Annotated in this window: 18 protein-coding genes; 10 read left to right on the top strand and 8 right to left on the bottom strand. The window is 69.2% G+C overall.

The features are described from left to right. Positions 1-6 precede the first annotated feature (6 nt). Positions 7-1,053 carry a glutathione synthetase gene (locus tag NNZ72_RS11590; RefSeq protein ID WP_257315475.1) on the top strand — a complete coding sequence of 349 codons (1,047 nt, stop codon included), beginning with the start codon at positions 7-9 and terminating at the stop codon, positions 1,051-1,053. 54 nt (positions 1,054-1,107) lie between these two features. On the opposite strand, the gene NNZ72_RS11585 is transcribed toward NNZ72_RS11590, so the two are convergent. Beyond that, positions 1,108-1,464 carry a hypothetical protein gene (locus NNZ72_RS11585; RefSeq protein ID WP_257315474.1) on the bottom strand — a complete coding sequence of 119 codons (357 nt, stop codon included), beginning with the start codon at positions 1,462-1,464 and terminating at the stop codon, positions 1,108-1,110. A gap of 189 nt (positions 1,465-1,653) precedes the next feature. On the opposite strand from NNZ72_RS11585, the gene NNZ72_RS11580 reads away from it, so the two are divergent. After that, a complete protein-coding gene (locus NNZ72_RS11580) occupies positions 1,654-2,706 on the top strand; it encodes a PAS domain S-box protein (RefSeq protein WP_257315473.1) in 1,053 nt (350 codons plus the stop codon). A 59-nt stretch (positions 2,707-2,765) separates the two neighbouring features. Next, positions 2,766-2,984 carry a hypothetical protein gene (locus NNZ72_RS11575; protein ID WP_257315472.1) on the top strand — a complete coding sequence of 73 codons (219 nt, stop codon included), beginning with the start codon at positions 2,766-2,768 and terminating at the stop codon, positions 2,982-2,984. 68 nt (positions 2,985-3,052) lie between these two features. On the opposite strand, the gene NNZ72_RS11570 is transcribed toward NNZ72_RS11575, so the two are convergent. Continuing rightward, positions 3,053-3,553: a YciE/YciF ferroxidase family protein gene (locus NNZ72_RS11570; protein WP_257315471.1), complete on the bottom strand. Its 501-nt coding sequence runs from the start codon at positions 3,551-3,553 to the stop codon at positions 3,053-3,055. A 216-nt stretch (positions 3,554-3,769) separates the two neighbouring features. Here NNZ72_RS11570 and NNZ72_RS11565 point away from each other — a divergent pair, with 216 nt between their 5' ends. Continuing rightward, the gene (locus NNZ72_RS11565) at positions 3,770-7,468 is read left to right on the top strand and encodes a PAS domain S-box protein (RefSeq protein WP_257315470.1); all 3,699 of its coding nucleotides are present in this window, start codon (positions 3,770-3,772) and stop codon (positions 7,466-7,468) included. 81 nt (positions 7,469-7,549) lie between these two features. After that, a complete protein-coding gene (gene glgX / locus NNZ72_RS11560; protein WP_257315469.1) occupies positions 7,550-9,634 on the top strand; it encodes a glycogen debranching protein GlgX in 2,085 nt (694 codons plus the stop codon). Between the two features lie 218 nt (positions 9,635-9,852). Here glgX and NNZ72_RS11555 read toward each other — a convergent pair whose 3' ends face one another. The 4 genes from NNZ72_RS11555 to NNZ72_RS11540 all read right to left on the bottom strand — a co-directional run bounded on the left by NNZ72_RS11555 (position 9,853) and on the right by NNZ72_RS11540 (position 11,383). Then, entirely contained in the window at positions 9,853-10,413 is a 561-nt protein-coding gene (locus NNZ72_RS11555; RefSeq protein WP_257315468.1) for a type 1 glutamine amidotransferase domain-containing protein, read from the bottom strand. 91 nt (positions 10,414-10,504) lie between these two features. Continuing rightward, on the bottom strand, positions 10,505-10,771 hold the full coding sequence (locus NNZ72_RS11550) for a DUF982 domain-containing protein (RefSeq protein WP_257315467.1): 267 nt from the start codon (positions 10,769-10,771) through the stop codon (positions 10,505-10,507). Then, positions 10,768-11,157, bottom strand: coding sequence for a CBS domain-containing protein (locus tag NNZ72_RS11545; RefSeq protein ID WP_257315466.1), 390 nt, complete (start codon positions 11,155-11,157; stop codon positions 10,768-10,770). The genes NNZ72_RS11550 and NNZ72_RS11545 overlap by 4 nt, the downstream gene beginning before the upstream one ends. A gap of 13 nt (positions 11,158-11,170) precedes the next feature. After that, entirely contained in the window at positions 11,171-11,383 is a 213-nt protein-coding gene (locus tag NNZ72_RS11540; protein ID WP_257315465.1) for a hypothetical protein, read from the bottom strand. 147 nt (positions 11,384-11,530) lie between these two features. Here NNZ72_RS11540 and NNZ72_RS11535 point away from each other — a divergent pair, with 147 nt between their 5' ends. Together NNZ72_RS11535 and NNZ72_RS11530 are read left to right on the top strand one after the other, a co-directional pair. Then, positions 11,531-12,313: an SDR family oxidoreductase gene (locus NNZ72_RS11535; protein ID WP_257315464.1), complete on the top strand. Its 783-nt coding sequence runs from the start codon at positions 11,531-11,533 to the stop codon at positions 12,311-12,313. Positions 12,314-12,381: 68 nt separating this feature from the next. Then, positions 12,382-12,570, top strand: a complete 189-nt coding sequence (locus NNZ72_RS11530; protein ID WP_257315463.1) for a DUF3008 family protein — start codon at positions 12,382-12,384, stop codon at positions 12,568-12,570. A gap of 3 nt (positions 12,571-12,573) precedes the next feature. Here NNZ72_RS11530 and NNZ72_RS11525 read toward each other — a convergent pair whose 3' ends face one another. Beyond that, a complete protein-coding gene (locus NNZ72_RS11525) occupies positions 12,574-13,365 on the bottom strand; it encodes a S1/P1 nuclease (RefSeq protein ID WP_257315462.1) in 792 nt (263 codons plus the stop codon). A 228-nt stretch (positions 13,366-13,593) separates the two neighbouring features. Here NNZ72_RS11525 and NNZ72_RS11520 point away from each other — a divergent pair, with 228 nt between their 5' ends. The 3 genes from NNZ72_RS11520 to NNZ72_RS11510 all read left to right on the top strand — a co-directional run bounded on the left by NNZ72_RS11520 (position 13,594) and on the right by NNZ72_RS11510 (position 16,363). Beyond that, positions 13,594-14,373, top strand: a complete 780-nt coding sequence (locus NNZ72_RS11520) for a DeoR/GlpR family DNA-binding transcription regulator (protein WP_257315461.1) — start codon at positions 13,594-13,596, stop codon at positions 14,371-14,373. Next, positions 14,370-15,743, top strand: coding sequence for an FGGY-family carbohydrate kinase (locus NNZ72_RS11515; RefSeq protein WP_257315460.1), 1,374 nt, complete (start codon positions 14,370-14,372; stop codon positions 15,741-15,743). Before NNZ72_RS11520 ends, NNZ72_RS11515 begins: the two co-directional genes overlap by 4 nt. 89 nt (positions 15,744-15,832) lie before the next feature. Further along, positions 15,833-16,363: a dihydrofolate reductase family protein gene (locus NNZ72_RS11510; protein WP_257315459.1), complete on the top strand. Its 531-nt coding sequence runs from the start codon at positions 15,833-15,835 to the stop codon at positions 16,361-16,363. 67 nt (positions 16,364-16,430) lie between these two features. Here NNZ72_RS11510 and NNZ72_RS11505 read toward each other — a convergent pair whose 3' ends face one another. Further along, a complete protein-coding gene (locus tag NNZ72_RS11505; protein ID WP_257315458.1) occupies positions 16,431-17,090 on the bottom strand; it encodes a glutathione S-transferase family protein in 660 nt (219 codons plus the stop codon). Between the last annotated feature and the right edge of the window lie 131 nt (positions 17,091-17,221).

The following is a 17,221-nucleotide window of genomic DNA, read 5'->3' as shown; positions in this document are numbered from 1 at the left end:
GCCAGCATGCGCATCGCGTTCTTCGTCAATTCGATCGCCGACGAGACCCCGCAATACACGACCACCGCGCTGGCGCTCGCCGCGCTCAACCGCGGCCACGAGATCTGCTACGTTACGCCGGCCGGCTTCGTGCTGAGCCCGGACGACGGCCTTTCGGTGCGCGGGCTGGTGCTGCCCTCGTCGGGCTACAAGAAGCCGGAGACGCTGCACAAGGACCTGCAGGGCGACGGCACCGAGACGAAGAAGTTCGACATGGCGGAGATCGACGTGCTGTTCCTGCGCAACGACCCGTCGCTCGACGTCACCGAGCGGCCCTGGGCGGCCCATGCCGGCACGCTGTTCGGGCGGCTCGCCGCCCGGCGCGGCACGCTGGTCGTCAACGATCCGGACGGCCTCGCGCAGGCGCAGAACAAGCTCTATCTCCAGGATTTCCCGGCCTCCGTGCGTCCCGCCACGCTCGTCTCCAAGAACATCGAGGAGATCCGCGCCTTCATCGAGGGCGAGAAGAAGGGGGCGATCATCAAGCCCCTGCAGGGCTCGGGCGGCAAGAACGTCTTCAAGATCGCCTCGCCGAAGGACCAGAACCTGAACCAGATCTTCGAGGCCGTCAGCGGCGAGGGCTACCTGATCGCCCAGAGCTTCATTCCCGAGGCGAGCGAGGGCGACGTCCGCTTCTTCGTGATGAACGGCCGGCCGCTCGTGCGCGACGGCCGCTACGCCGCCTTCCGCCGCGTGCCGGCCGAGGGCGAGATCCGCTCCAACGTGCACGTGGGCGGCGGCCCGGCGGCCGTGGAGGTGACGCCGGCGATGCTTTCCATCGTCGAGGCGGTGCGGCCGAAGCTGGTCGAGGACGGCATGTTCCTGGTCGGGCTCGACATCGTCGGCGAGAAGATCCTCGAGATCAACGTCTTCACGCCCGGCGGGCTCGGCAACCTGTCGCAGCTCTACGGCACCAATTTCTCCGACAGCGTGATCGCCGCGCTGGAGGACAAGATCGCGATCCGCGACGCCTATGGCGGCCGTCTCTCCAACAGCCGGCTCGCCACGCTCTGACGACGACGGCCCCGGCGGTGCCGGGGCCGTCGCTGTTCCTGCCGGGATTGTTGCCTACTGGTCGGTGCCGTCCGGCGTCACGCTCTGGCTCTCGCCGCCGGTGCTGGTTTGCGGCGTCGGATCGCGGTCGGTCTGCGTCGGCTCGACCACGTCCGGATCGGCCGCCGGCAGCCGCTCGCTCGTCGAGGTGGTGTTCTGCGCATCGTTGGCCGGCTCGCCCGGCGGCAGCTGCATGCCCCACAGCTCCAGCGCCGCCCAGACCAGGAGGGCTATCCCGAGGCTGATCAGCAGCACCTTGAGGATGGGCCGCCCGAGGCGGCCCTGGCGGGCCTCGGTGGCGACATAGGTCTTGCGGGCGGGGTCGTGCGTGCGGGTGAGGGGATCGCCGCGTTCGTCTGTCTGGTGGGTCATGAACCTGCTCCTTGGTGAGGCTTGGCCTGCGGGCAGAACCGCGCAGGCGCGGCGATTGTTCCATGCCGGCGGGCAGGCGCGCGGCGGCTGGCAAAGAGGAAAGCGGCAGCCTATATTGTGGCTGCGCCGCGCATGGTCCAACGGCGCCCGGAAACATCCGGGACGTTGCGGCGACCTATGGATGTATCGATGGGGCAGAATGTTCCGATTTCCGGCCAGGCCGGCGTTCCCACCTTGCCGGACGAGCATGTCCGGCGGGCGCGCGAGGCGAGCGCCTGGCTGCAGGCGGTCGTCGAGAATTCGGACGACGCCATCCTCAGCAAGACGCTCGACGGGATCATCACCACCTGGAACCGCGGCGCGGAACGGCTCTTCGGCTTCACGGCGGAGGAGGCGGTGGGGCAGCACATCACCATCGTCATCCCGCAGGACCGGCGGGCGGAGGAGGAGGACATCCTGCGGCGCCTGCGCTCCGGCGAGCGCGTCGACCATTTCGAAACGGTGCGCCGGCGCAAGGACGGCGAGCTGGTGGAGGTGTCGCTCACCGTCTCGCCCGTGCGCAACGAGGCGGGCGAGATCCTCGGCGCCTCGAAGATCGCCCGCGACATCACCGAGCAGAAGCGCGCCCGCGCGCAGCAGGCGATCCTGCTGCGCGAGATGAACCATCGCGTCAAGAACCTCTTCAGCCTCGCCGCCGGGCTTCTTTCGCTGAGCGCGCGCAAGTCCGAGACCGTCGAGCAGCTCGCAAGCGACCTCGGCGCGCGGCTTCACGCGCTCGCCCGGGCGCACGACCTGATCCTGCCCGATCACAACCGCGAGGTCACGACCGCGCCGCGCACGACCACCTTCTCCGCGCTCGTCCAGTCGATCCTCGCCCCGCACAGGCAGGAGGACGATCCGCGCATCGTCGTGACGGGGGCGGATGCCGCGCTTGCCGGCGACGCGCTCACCTCGATCGCGCTGCTGCTGCACGAGCTCACAACCAATGCCGTCAAGTACGGCGCGCTCTCGGTGCCCGACGGCCGGCTTTCCGTGCGCCTGGCGGTCGAGGGCGGGGAGCTCAGGGTCTTCTGGGAGGAGACGAACGCGCCGCCGTCCGACGCGGCTTCGCGCCGGCAGGGCTTCGGCACGACGCTGGAGCAGGCGGCGTTGCGCGGCATCGGCGGCACGATCTCCCGCGACTGGCGGGACGGCGGCGTGTCGATCGCGCTCGCGATCCCTCTCGATCGCCTCGTCCACTGAGCGGCGCGGGAACAAACCGGCGTCACCACCGTTATACGGAGGTGTGAACGGAGGACGTCATGGGAAGCCAATCGCATATCCAGCTGCATTTCGATTTCCTGAGCTGCCGGGCGCTGCTGTCGCTCGAGGACGGGCGCGAATACGTCCTGCCGGACGTGTATCCGAACAAGGAGGCGGCGCAGGCGGCGGCGCAGAAATTCGCCTGGGAGAAGCTCGGCCTGAACGGCGCGCGCGGCCATGCCCGCGAGCCCGTCGAACTTGCGATCTGGCTGCGCTGAGGCGCGCCTTTCGAGACGGAAAAAGGGCGGCGTCCGCGGACGCCGCCCTTTTGCCGCGATGGGCGGCGTCAGGCCGCCTTCTTCTGGGCGGCGGCGTTGACGGCGCTCTCGGCGAGCGTGGTGAGGGATTCGTCGGTCTTCGATTCCTCCTGGAGGGTCTGGTCGAGGAGCTTCACCGCCTCGCGATGGCCGAGCTGTTCCGCCCAGGCCTTGAGCGTGCCGTAGCGGGTGATCTCGTAGTGCTCGACGGCCTGCGCCGAGGAGATCAGGCCCGCGTCGAGCGCCTTGGTGCCCTTGAATTCCTCCATGATCTCCTCGCCCTCGGCGAGAATGCCCTGGATCGCCTCGCAGGTCTTGCCCTGCGCGCGCTTGCCGATCAGCTCGAACACCTGCTGCAGGCGCTCGACGTGTCCTTCCGTTTCGTCCCTGTGCTTCTCGAAAGCCTTCTTCAGCTCCGGCGACTGGGCGCCGCGGGCCATCTTCGGCAGCGCTTTCAGGATCTGCCGCTCGGCATAGTAGATGTCCTTCAGCGTATCGTAGAACAGGTCGTTGAGGGTTTTCTCGGTCATGTCCTTCTACTCCTTCCTGCGTCCGGCCGCGCGCCGGACAGGAGCGGAAACACCCGCCGCGGCGCTATGTTCCGGCGCGGCGCCGGAATTTGTCGGAAAACCGGCCGGCGCGGCCTTCCGCCCCCTTTGATCTCGGCGGCCTGCGCCCTATTTGAGCCTCGCGACCTTGCGCGGAACGACGAGGTCTGCCGAAATGCCGGCAAGCGGGGGAAGGACGTGGCGGTGCAGCAGCAGGACAACGGCGGCGTGGACGGGCGATATCCGTTTCTCAGCGGCGGCGGCGAGGCGGCGCGCCTGATTGCGGCCTTCGACTGGTCGGGAACGCCGCTCGGGCCCGTCGACGGATGGCCGCAGAGCCTCAAGGGCACCTGCAGCCTGATGCTGCGCTCCCCCGTGCCGATGGTCGTCCTGTGGGGGACGGACGGCATCATGATCTACAACGATGCCTATTCCGACTTCGCCGGCGGCCGGCATCCCGCCCTCTTCGGCAGCAAGGTGCGCGAGGGCTGGCCCGAGGTCGCGGACTTCAACGACAACGTGATGAAGGTGGGCCTTGCCGGCGGCACGCTCGCCTATCGCGACCAGCCGCTCACCCTCTACCGCAACCGGGGCGAGCCGGAGCAGGTGTGGATGAACCTCGACTATTCGCCGGTGCTCGGCGAGGACGGCAGGCCCGCCGGCGTCATCGCCATCGTCGTCGAGACCACGGGCAAGGTGAAGGCCGAGGAGCGGCTTAAGACGGAGGGCGAGCGGCTCCGGCAGATGTTCGAGCAGGCGCCGGGCTTCGTGGCGACGCTCACCGGCCCCGACCACGTCATCGAGACGGCCAACAACGCCTATCTCCAGCTCGTCGACCACCGCGACATCGTCGGCAAGCCGCTGCGCGAGGCGCTGCCGGAGATCGTCGAGCAGGGCTTCGTCGATCTCCTCGACCGCGTCCACGCCACGCGCCGGCCCTATGTCGGCCGCGGCGTGCGGGTGTTCCTGCGCCGGCGCCACGGCGCGGCCCCCGACGAGCGCTACCTCGACTTCATCTACCAGCCGGTCTTCGGCGAGGACGGCCGGGTGACGGGCGTCTTCGTCCAGGGCCACGACGTGACCGAGCAGCGGCTCGCCGAGGACGCGCTGCGCGAGAGCGAGACGCGTTTCCGGCTGGTGGCCGACAGGGCGCCCGTCATGCTGTGGATGGGCGACGAGGCCGGGCGCTGCGTCTATCTCAACGCCGCCAAGCGGGCGTTCTGGGGCGTCGAGCCGGAGCAGCTCGACACCTTCGACTGGGGCGAGACGATCCACCCCGACGACCGGGCAGCGACCGCGGCGGTGCTCGCCGACGCGATGGCCCGCCACGTGCCGTTTTCCGTCGAGGCGCGCTACCGCCGCAAGGAGGGCTGCTACCGGCTGCTGCACACCCAGGCCCAGCCGCGCTTCGGCGGCAACGGCGAGTTCCTCGGCATGATCGGCGTCAACGTCGACGTGACGGAGGTGCGCGCCGAGGAGAGCCGGCGCAACGCGCTGATCGAGCTCACCGACCGCTTCAGCGAGCTGACCGACCCCGCCGACATCGCGTTTGCCGCCGCCGAGACGCTCGCCAGGGTGCACAATGTCAGCCGCGCCGGCTACGGCACGATCGACATCGCCGCCGAGATGATCACCATCGAGCGCGACTGGAACGCGCCGGGCGTGACGACGCTCGCCGGCGTGCTGAACTTCCGCGACTACGGCAACTATATCGACGACCTGAAGCGCGGCGAGACGGTCGTGGTCGCCGATGCGGAGAAGGACCCGCGCACCGCCGCGACCGCCGATGCGCTGAAGGCGATCAAGGCGGCCGCCTTCATCAACATGCCCGTCACCGAGCCCTCCGGCCTGGTGGCGCTGCTCTATCTCAACCACGAGACGGCGCGCGAATGGTCGGCGAGCGAGCTCGCCTTCGTGCGCGACGTGGCGGCCCGCACCCGCATCGCCGTCGAGCGCCGGCGCGCCGAGCAGAAGCTCGAACAGCTCGCCAACTCGCTCGAGCGCCAGGTCGGCGAGCGCACGGCGGAGGTCAACCGCCTGTGGCGCAACGCCCGCGATCTCCTCGTCGTGACCGGCGGGGATGGCGCGATCCGCTCGGTCAACCCGGCCTGGTCGGCGGTCCTCGGCTTCGCCGCGCGCGACAGCGTCGGCCGGCGCCTTTCCGCCTTCGTCTGGCCGGAGGACGAGGCGGCCTTCGCCGCCGGCTGGCAGGGGACGACGGCGGACCGGGAGGTGCGCTTCCGCCACGCCGACGGCTCGCCGCGCTGGATCTCCTGGCGCGTCTTCTCCGAGGACGAGCTCACCTTCGCCTACGGCCGCGACCTCACCGCCGAGCGCGAGCAGGCGAAGGCGCTGGCGGTGGCGGAGGAGCAGCTCCGCCAGGCGCAGAAGATGGAGGCGATCGGCCAGCTCACCGGCGGCGTCGCCCACGACTTCAACAACCTGCTGCAGGTGATCTCCGGCAACCTCCAGCTCCTCGGCAAGGACGTCGCCGGCAATCTCCGGGCGGAGACGCGCATCGCCAATGCGCTCGCCGGCGTCAGCCGCGGCTCCAAGCTCGCCAACCAGCTCCTCGCCTTCGGCCGCCGCCAGGCGCTGGAGCCGAGGGTCATCAACATCGGCCGCTTCATCGTCAACCTGGAGGACCTGCTGCGGCGCACGATCGGCGAGTCGGTCGAGATCGAGACGATCTGCTCCGGCGGGCTGTGGAACACCTTCGTCGATCCCTCGCGCATCGAGAACGCCCTGCTGAACCTCGCCATCAACGCGCGCGACGCGATGAACGGCGTCGGCAAGCTCACCATCGAGGCGAGCAACGCCTATATCGACGACATCTATGCCCACCGCCATCCGGGCGTCGGCCCGGGCCAGTACGTCGTGCTGGCGGTGACCGACACCGGCGAGGGCATGACGCCCGAGGTGATGGCGCGCGCCTTCGATCCCTTCTTCTCGACCAAGCCGGTCGGCAAGGGCAGCGGGCTCGGCCTCTCCATGGTCTACGGCTTCGTCAAGCAGTCCGGCGGCCACATCAAGATCTACAGCGAGCCGGGCGAGGGCACGACGGTGCGCATCTATCTCCCCCGCTCCGTGGAGGAGGAGGACCGGCTGGCCGAGACCGATTTCGGCCCCGTCACCGGCGGCACGGAGACCATCCTCGTGGCCGAGGATGACGACGAGGTGCGCTCGACCGTCGTGGAGATGCTGGGCGACCTCGGCTATTCCGTGCTGAAGGCGCGGGACGCGGCCGGCGCGCTGACGGTGATCGAGAGCGGCGTTTCCGTCGACCTGCTCTTCACGGACGTGGTGATGCCGGGGCCCCTGCGCAGCGCCGACCTCGCCCGCAAGGCGCGCGAGCGCCTGCCCGACATCGCCGTCCTCTTCACCTCGGGCTACACGGAGAACTCGATCGTGCACGACGGCCGGCTCGACGCCGGCGTCGAGCTCCTCTCCAAGCCCTACAGCCGCGAGGCGCTGGCGCGCAAGGTGCGCGCGACGCTGAACGCACGCCGCAAGGCGGCCCCGCCGCCGCCCGAGGAGCCGGCGCGGCGGGAGCTGAAGGTGCTGCTCGTCGAGGACGACTTCCTGATCCGGCTCAACGCGGCCGATCTCCTGCAGGAGCTCGGCCATGCCGTCGTCGAGGCGGGTACGGCGGAGGAGGCGCTGGAGATATTGAAGGGTGAGCGCTTCGACGTGCTGCTCACCGACATCGGCCTGCCGAAGATGTCGGGCAGCGAGCTTGCGGCCGAGGCCAGGGCGCTCGACGCGGCGATCGGCGTCGTCTTCGCGACCGGCCACAACACGCTGCCGCCGGTGCCGGGCGAACGCCCGCCCGTGCTGCTCCAGAAGCCCTACGACACCGAGGCCGTCGCCGTGGCGCTGGAAAAGGCGCTCGCCTGAAAAACCTCCCCCGCCGGAACTTTCCGCCGCCCGACGCGTTGCGTGGCGGGGAGGGCACCGGACAATCATGGGGGCACATTCATGAGCTATTCCTTTTCCGAACTCGATTTCATCAAGCCGGAGCTTGGTGCCGAGTTCACAGGCGAGGGCACGCATTTCGCGGTCTTCTCGGCCCATGCCGAACAGGTGGACCTCTGCCTGTTCAGCGCGGACGGCCGCGAGGAGACGGCGCGGCTGCCGCTGCCGAAGCGCGAGGGCGACATCTGGTCGGGCTATATCGCGGGGCTGAAGCCGGGCACGGTCTACGGCTACCGCGCGCACGGGCCCTACGATCCGGGCAACGGCCACCGCTTCAACCCGAACAAGCTGCTGCTCGACCCCTATGCCAAGCAGGTGGTGGGCGAGCTTGCCTGGGACGACGCGCTCTACGGCTACAGGATCGGCGACGCCGAGGAGGACCTGTCCTTCGACGAGCGCGACAGCGCGCCGTTCATGGTCAAGGGCGTCGTGCAGGATCCGGACTTCGACTGGGCGGGCGACGCCGCCATCCGCCGGCCCTGGACGGAGACGATCATCTACGAGACGCATGTGCGCGGCATGACGATGACCCATCCCGGCGTGCCGGAGGAGCTGCGCGGCACCTTCCTCGGCATGGCGAGCGACCCGATCGTCGAGCACCTCGTCTCGCTCGGCATCTCCGCCGTCGAGCTCCTGCCGATCCAGTATTTTCCCGACGACCGCTATCTCGTCGAAAAGGGGCTGCGCAACTATTGGGGCTACCAGACGCTCGGCTTCTTCGCGCCGCAGCCGCGCTTCCTGTCGGCAAGCCGGATCACCGAGTTCAAGACGATGGTCAAGCGCTTCCATGCCGCCGGCATCGAGGTGATCATGGACGTCGTCTACAACCACACCGCCGAGGGCTCGGAGCGCGGCCCGACGCTCTCCTTCCGCGGCCTCGACAATCTCAGCTACTACCGTCTCTCGCCCGACGACCCGCGCCACACCTACGACACGACCGGCACCGGTAACACGCTCAACGTCGCCCATCCGATGGTGCTGCGCATGGTGCTCGACAGCCTGCGCTACTGGGTCGGCGTCATGCATGTCGACGGCTTCCGCTTCGACCTCGCCAGCACGCTGGGGCGCACCCGCCACATCGAGTTCGACCGCGACGGCACCTTCTTCAACGCGATCCGGCAGGACCCGATCCTCTCCGGCGTGAAGCTGATCGCCGAGCCGTGGGACGTCGGCGACGGCGGCTACCAGGTCGGCGGCTTCCCCTATCCGTTCCGCGAATGGAACGACAAGTACCGCGACGACGTGCGCCGCTTCTGGAAGGGCGACGGCGGGCTGGTGGCCGGACTTGCCGAGAGGGTGTCCGGCTCCGCCCGGCAGTTCCACCATTCCGACCGCGGCGCTACCTCCTCCGTCAACCTGCTCAGCGCCCATGACGGCTTCACGCTGATGGACACGGTCTCCTACGACGACAAGCACAACGAGGCGAACGGCGAGGAGAACCGCGACGGCCATTCCGACAACCATTCCGACAATATGGGCGCCGAAGGCCAGACCGGGGACGAGGGCATCCGCGCCGCGCGCGACCGGCGCCGGCGCAACATGATGGCGACGCTGCTGCTCAGCCAGGGCGTGCCGATGATGCTGGGCGGCGACGAGCTCGGCAACGGCCAGGGCGGCAACAACAACGCCTACTGTCAGGACAACGAGATCGGCTGGATAGACTGGAGCGGCCTCGACGATCCGTTCCTCGCCTTCTGCCGGAAGGCCGTGGCCTTCCGCAAGGCGCATCCGGTGCTGCGGCAGGAGCGGTTCCTGACAGGCGAGGCGGACGAGGACGGCAATGTCGACATCGCCTGGTACCGCGCCGACGGGGCGCCGATGGACGAGGACGCCTGGAACGATCCCGAGCTGCGCGTGCTCGGCGTCTTCCTCTGCCGGCCGGCGAACGGCGAAGGGCTCGACCGGCTCTTCCTCGTCTTCAACGCCGGCGGCGACTGCGAGGTGCAGCTCCCGCACGTGGACGGTGTTTCCGGATGGACGCGGGTGCTCGACACAGGCGCGGAAGAGGATGCCTTCGCGGAGCATCCGGCGGAGGATCCGGCGATGGTCTATGCCGCAAGCGTCGCGGTCTTCGTCCCGGCGAGGTGAGGCGGGATATCCGTCCGACTGTCGCACATGCAGGTTTGCCCCTCACCCTAACCCTCTCCCCGCAAGCGGGGAGAGGGGGCTTGCCCCACGAAACGACAGCGGTTCAGGAAGACGATGCGGCATATTTCCTTCTCCCCGCTTGCGGGGAGAAGGTGGCCGGCAGGCCGGATGAGGGGCTTGGGGTATGATATGCAATAGTGCTGCCCTGCCGAAGCGCTTCACGCCGCCCGGCGGTCGTGGCGGCCTTCCTCGACCTCCTCGACGATCTTGGCGACGAAGGCGTCGAGGTCGTCCGGCGAGCGCGAGGTGATGATGCCCTTGTCGGTCACGACCTTCTCGTCGCGCCATTCGGCGCCGGCATTCTCGACATCCTTGCGGATCGAGGCATAGGAGGTCGCCTTGCGTCCGCGCAGCGCATCCGCCTCGACCAGCAGCCAGGGCGCATGGCAGATCGCCGCCACCACCTTGCCGGAGGAAAGGAAGTCGCGCACGACGCGCATGGCGCTTTCCTCCCTGCGCAGGAGGTCGGGATTGATCTGGCCGCCGGGCAGCACCAGCGCGTCGAAATCGCCGGAGGCGACGTCCGCTGCCGCGAGGTCGACGTCGACGGTGTCGCCCCAGTCCTTCTTGTCCCAGCTCTTGATCGGGCGCTTTTCGGGCGAGGCGATCTTCACGGTCGCGCCGCGCTTCCTCAGTTCCTCCAGCGGCACGCGCAGTTCGGAGCGCTCGTAGCCGTCGGTGGCGAGGATGAGGATGCGGGCCTCTTTGATGGAAGGCATGGCTTGTCCTTTCTCGTGACGCCGCGGGTGAATCAAAGCCGCGGCCGGGGGCGTCGGAGCCGGCCGCGGTCGCGATGGATGCGGGTTCCCGTCAGGCGGTCGGCCAGAGGTTGACCTGGAAGCCCGCCTCTTCCGCCGCGGCGATGAAGGCTTCGCGGGCGAGCGCCGGGTCGTCGTCGCCGGCAAGCCCGCGTTCGCAGAGGTCGATCGCCTCCCTGCGCACGCCGCCGTCCTTGCGCGGCCAGTGGTTGCGCAGGCAGAGCAGGGCGTCGCGCGTGCTCTGGACGCGCAGCACCTGCCGCCCGCCCTCCAGGATCACGGCGTCGTGCCACAGCCGATCCGTCTGGTAGGGCGTCATGGCCGGCCGCCCTCCGTGTCGGCGGAGGGCAGGTCGGACAGGGTGACGATGCCGACCGTGCGGCGCTCGCCGTCGACGACGACGAGGCGGCGCACGCCGAGTGCGCGCATGCGCTCGGCGACGGCGGCAGTGTCGTCGTCCTCGTGGCAGGTCTCGGTGGCGACGGTCATGAACTCGGCGACCGCCGTCGAGCCGGAGAGGCCCTGGGCGACGACCGAGACGACGATGTCCCGGTCCGTGACGATGCCGACGATGGCGCCGGTGCCCGGCACCTCCACCGGCAGGGCGCCGATCTCGGCGTCGAGCATCAGCCGGCCGGCCGACTGCGCCGTGTCGTTCGGCGATATGGTGATGACCTGCGGCGACATCACGTCCTTCACGCGCATGGCGGTCGCCCCCTCAAAGCCGGCCGTCGATCAGGCTGCGCCCGTTCGGCGCGGCCGGAACGGCGACCTCTTCCGGGCGCGAATCCGTGAGCGGGAGGTCGACCTGCTGCGGCACGATCACCCGCGACTCCCAGGCGTTGCGCCGGCGCCGGTTTCTCGTGCCGGGCTCCGATGCGGCGGCGGTCTTGCGGGAAAGCGGCTTCTGCTTCTTCTGGTTCTGGCGCACGGCGGACTCCCTCGGCTGGTGACGTACCTGCTTGAAACGCGACGGGCAGGCCTTGGTTCCCGCAAATCGGTCCGCCGGGAACCGCTTGCCCCGCCGGGCATTGTTGACGGTCGGCGCCGCGACGGTCGCCTCAGCCAGGAGGGTTTCATGCTGTTTGCCGGGAAAGCGGCGCTCGTCACGGGCGCGGGATCGGGGATCGGAAAGGCGACGGCGCTCGCGTTCGCCCGCCACGGTGCGCGCGTCGCCGTTCTGAGCCGCAGCGGCGAGGAGGTGGAGGCGGCGGCCGAGGAGATCCGCGCGCTCGGCGGCACCGCGCTCGTCCTCGTCGCCGACACGGCCGAGGAGGCGCCGATGCGCGCGGCGACGGAGCGGCTTGCGGCCGATTTCGGCGCGCTCGACATCGTCGTCGCCAATGCCGGCATCAACGGCGTCTGGGCGCCGATCGACGATCTCCGCCCCGACGAATGGGACGCGACGATCGCCGTCAACCTGCGCGGCACCTATCTCACGCTGCATCTCGCCGTGCCGCTCCTGAAGCGGGCGGGCGGCGGGTCGATCGTCGTCGTCTCCTCGATCAACGGCACCCGCACCTTCACGACGCCGGGCGCCACCGCCTACGCGGCGACCAAGGCCGCGCAGGTGGCGATGGTCCAGCAGCTCGCGCTGGAGCTCGGCAGGAGCCGCATCCGCGTCAACGCCGTCTGCCCGGGCGCCATCGGCACGGATATCGACGACAACACCGAGCAGCGCGGCGCGGAGGAGACGGAAATCCCCGTCGTCTGGCCCGAGGGCGACATCCCGATCACCGGCGGCAAGGCGGGCACGGCCGAGGAGGTGGCGGACGCGATCCTGTTCCTTTCCTCCTCCAAGGCGCGCCACATCACCGGCACGCCGCTGTGGATCGACGGCGGGCAGGGATTGCTGCGCTGAGAAAGGCGGCGGCGAACCTTTTGTCCCGCCGGGCGTTGCCCGTGGATCAAAGGAAAGGAGGCATGCCAATGCCCGCAAAATCCAAGGCCCAGCAGATGGCGGCAGGTGCCGCGCTCTCCGCCAAGCGCGGCGAGACGAAGAAGAGCGAGCTCAAGGGCGCGTCCAGGCAGATGGTCGATTCCATGAGCGAGAAGGAGCTCGAGGACCTCGCCGCCACCAAGCGCAAGGGAAAGCCCGCCCGCGCCGGACGATCGTAGCGGCTACTTGAAGATCTCGTTCAGCGTGGCCGCCAGGCGGTGGCCGGCCTCCTTCAGGCGGCGCTGGGCGATCGGCCAGCTCGCCTCGAGGTAGCGGTCGTCGAGCCTGACGCCCTTGGCGGCCTTCGACCGCATCAGCCTGGAGGTCAGGATGTAGTCGCGCGCGATGTTGCGGCCCTCGATCGCCCAGCTCGACGGCTTTCCGCTCGAATCGACCGGACGGTCGTCGGAGGCGTCCACGTCGCGGGCGAGCTCGGGCGGCTTCCTGCCGCGCGCGTTGAAGACGACGATGTCGCTGTCCCAGATCATGTGCAGCGTCGTGTCCTTGCCGTTCAATTGCACGGGCCAGCGCCCGGTGTCCTTGCTCGCATGGAGCGGCTCGTGGATGTCGCCGACGAAATGCACGAGATATTTCAGTGCGAAGAGCTTCGCCTGCGCGGTCGTCTTCCTGCTTCTCAAAGCCTGTTTCTCAAGTGCGATCTGCCAGACGATGCAGCGCTTTTCCGGGCAGTCGCGGTTGAGCTGGAAGCTGTTGTCGCCGTCGAGCGGCAGCCGGACGGAATGCATCGGCCCGTGGTCGCCCTCGACCGAGCGGATCTCGTCCGCCCAGGTGGAGACCTCGGCCAGGCTCGACTTATTTTCCAGCGCGAGCAGGCGCTTGACCTCGGCGGAGGCGGCCGGCGTCAGGTGCGCGTCGGCGATATAGCCGACGACCCTGTGGCCCGTGGTGCCCCAGGCGAAGGCCGGTTGGCTCGACAGCGAGAGCAGAAGTGCCGCAACCAGATAACCCCGCATGCCCCGAATCCCCCTTATCGAACGGCGAAACGCGTTCATAACCGAGGATTCCCGCCGCATCCACCCAAAATCGCCGTCTGCCGCCGACGCGCGGCATGGTAGAGCGCCGCCCGCTGCGCCTTCCTGATTTCATGTCGTCAGATATGAGCTAGATGCGTCATCCGCCTTGCAGAATCCACATGAACGTGATTTTTTTTCCTCATTGGCTGCTGGCCGGGAGGAGGAGTTGTGAACGATACCGAACGTCACCGGGCGATCGTCGACCTTTTGCGCGAGACGCCGTTCGCCTCGGTGCGCGACCTGCAGGAGCGGCTCGGCGTGTCGCCGGCCACCGTGCGGCGGGACATCGACAAGCTCAACGAACTCGGCCGGGCGCGCAAGGTCCATGGCGGCATCTCCGCCGTCGAGGGGCCGGACCGCGCCCGCTTCCCCACGCCGCCCTATGACGAGAACCGCGACATCGCGGTCGAGGCCAAGCGGGCGATCGCCGCCCGGGCGGCCGCGCTGGTGCGCGACGGCGATTCGGTGATCGTTCATGCCGGGTCCACCTGCTATCACCTCGGCGTGCTGCTCGCCCGGCGCAACCTGCGCATCTGGACCAACTCGATGCCGCTTGCCGCCTATCTCGGCGAGCACGGCACGTGCCAGCTCTCGCTTGCCGGCGGCGTGCTCGTGCGCGAGCCCGGCATCGTCTACGACCCGGCGGCCGGCCCGCCCGCCTTCTTCGCCTCGCGCTTCTTCGTCGGCACGCAGGGCATCGGCAGCCACGGCCTGCTCGAATCGCATCCGCTGCTCGTCAAGGTGGTCGGCGAGCTCGCCACCTGCGCCGACGAGGTCGTGCTTCTCGCCGACAGCCGGAAATTCTCGATGCAGCCGCGCAACGTCGTCCTGCCGCTGTCGCGCATCGACACGCTCGTCACCGATGACGGCCTCGGCGACGCGGCCGCGAAGATGATGGAGGACGCAGGCGTGACCGTCCTGATCGCCAAAATGGGAGGCCCGACTTGACCAACTCCGCCATCGCCGTCTTCGATCTCGGCAAGACCAATTCCAAGCTCTTCGTCTTTTCCGCCGACGGCGAGGTGATCGACGCGGCGCGGCGCCCGCCGGTCTGGCGCGACGAGGGCGGCCTGACCGTGCTCGACGAGGCGGGCCTGTTCGCCTGGATGCGCGCGGAGCTCGCCCGCGTCGCCGCCGCCCACGGCGTCGACCGCGTCACCTTCTCCGGCCACGGCTGCACCTTCGCGCTGGTGGCGGGCGACCGGCTGCTGCACCCGATCCTCGACTACGAGCAGGAGCCGCCGGCCGACGTCGCCGTCCGCATCGACCCGCTGCTGCCGGATTTCCGCGAGACCTTCGCGCCGCGGCTGCCGCTCGGTCTCAACACGGCGCGCCATGTCCTGTGGCTCGCCGAGCGCGCGCCAGAGCTCTTCCGGCAGGCCGACGCCATCCTGTTCTACCCGCAGTTCTGGGGCTGGCGCTTCGGCGGGCGCAAGGTCTCGGAGGTCTCCTATCTCGGCTGCCATTCCGCCCTCTGGGCGCCGCTCGCGGACGATTTCAGCAGCCTCGTCGACCGCATGGGCTGGCGCCGCCTCATGCCGGATTTCGCCCGGGCCGGCGCGGATATCGGCCGCCACCGCCTGGCGCTCGACGGCGGCGGCACGGCGGAGATCGTCATCCACAACGGCGTGCACGACAGCAACGCGGCGCTCTACTTCTATCGCTCGCTCGGCTTCTCCGACTTCACCCTCGTCTCGACCGGGACCTGGGTGATCGTCTTCAACCCGGCAAGCCCGCTCGACGGGCTCGATCCCGCGCGCGACATGCTGGCGAACGTCACCGTCGACCGCCGTCCCGTCCCCACCATCCGCTTCATGGGCGGGCGGGAATACGACGTGGCGAGCGGCGGCTGGGCGAAGCCGGTCTCGGCCGGGGCGATGGCCGCGGTGATCGAGAAGCAGGCCTTCGCGCTGCCGGCCTTCGCCGCCGGCGGCCCCGTGCCCGGCCACGAGGGACGCTTTGCCGGCCCGGCCGTCGAGGGCGAGGAGCGGGCGGCCGCGGCCCTGCTCTACGTGGCGCTGATGACCGACCTGTCGCTCGATCTCATCGGCTCGCAAAACGCCATCGTCATCGACGGCGGCCTCGTCAAGACCGGGCTCTATGCGCCGGTGCTGGCGGCGCTGCGGCCCGGCCAGCCGGTGCATACCAGCAGCCACCCGGAGGGCAGCGCCTTCGGCGCGGCCGCGCTGGTCTTCGAGGCGACGGGCAGGAATCCCTTTACCAACGACTGCGCGCCGGCCGCCCCCGCGGCCTTCCCTGGCCTTGCGGCATATAGGCAGGAATGGCGCCGTCTCGTGGACGCGATGACCGGCCGCTAGCCGCGGCCCGGCGCCCGGATTGCGGCCGGCTGCATTTCTGCATAGCATCGGCGCGAGCCCTTCGGGTCCCGGGAAGGAGATCCTGCAGCATGGCCAAGCTCGTGTTCGCCTTGAACCAGTCCCTGGACGGGTATGTCGACCATACGGAATTCGCGCCCGATCCCGTGCTCTTCCGTCATTTCGTCGACGACGTGCGCGGACTCGCCGCCAGCGTGTACGGCCGCCGCATGTACGAGGTGATGCGGTACTGGGACGACGACCATCCCGACTGGGACGCGGCGGAACGCGACTATGCGGCGGCGTGGCGGGGCCAGCCGAAATGGGTCGTGTCGCGCTCGCTGACGTCCGTCGGTCCGAACGCCACGCTCGTCTCGGATGACGTCGAGGCGACGATCCGCGGGCTGAAGGCCCGGCTGGAGGGCGAGATCGAGGTCGCCGGGCCCGAGCTCGCATGGAGCCTGGGCGACCTCGGCCTCGTGGATGAATACCGGCTGTACATCCATCCCGTCGTGCTCGGCCGCGGCAAGCCGTATTTCGCCGGCCCGCGGCCGCCGCTGCGTCTCGTCGCGACCGAGCGGATCGGCGGCGACGTGATCAGGTTGACCTATCGTCCTGCATAGCCGCGGCCGCCCAGGGACGCGCCGGGTCATCGCGCGTCGGACGGTGCCTTCCGGGGGGGCGGCAATCCTAGTCGCGGTCCGGTGCGCCGAGCGGGAAATATTTCCGGTAGGGCCGGGCCTCGTCCACCGCGCGGGCGAAGGCGGGGCGGGCGAGCAGGCGCCGGCGATAGGCGTGCACGTTGGCGAAGGCCGGGTCGATGGCATGCGTCCAGTCGGCATAGAAGAGGAACGGCCCGGCGCCGCAGTCGGCCAGGGAGAAGCCGTCGCCGGCCGCCCATTCGCGCCCCGCCATGTGCCGGTCGAGCCAGGCATAGGCCCGCTCCAGCATGTCGCGCGCGTCCTTCACGCCGTAGGGATCGCGCTGTTCTTCCGCGCGGATCGCGTCGAAGACAACCTTCTGCTGCGGCGTCGAAATATAGTTGTCGAAGAAGCGGTCCATCATGCGGACCTCGAGGGCGGCGGCCGGATCGTCCGGGACGAGCTTCACGGGGCCGGGATGGTGCAGTCCCAGATATTCGATGACGACGCTCGCCTCGACGATGGTGCGCTCGCCGTCGACGAGGATCGGGAAGCGCTTTATCGGCCAGCGTGCGGCGAAGTCGGCGAGGGTTTCCGGCGCACCCGGATCGAGCAGGCGGTATTCGAAATCGGTGCCGTTCTCGTAGAGCGCGGTCAGCACCTTCTGGCAGTAGGAGGAGAAGGGATGGGCGTAGAGAGCAGGCTTCATGGCGACCTCCGCGTCGGCTGCGCGGCGATTGTCGCAAATCCGGTTGCATGATGCAATCGGTTTGTCGTTTTCATTTTTCTTGCGGTTTGTTTGGAATCTTGTGGCTTTCTAACCGATTTTGTGGTTTTGTG

This window comes from Shinella pollutisoli, assembly GCF_024609765.1.
Taxonomy (GTDB): domain Bacteria; phylum Pseudomonadota; class Alphaproteobacteria; order Rhizobiales; family Rhizobiaceae; genus Shinella; species Shinella pollutisoli.
This window is presented reverse-complemented; position numbering and strand designations above follow the sequence as displayed.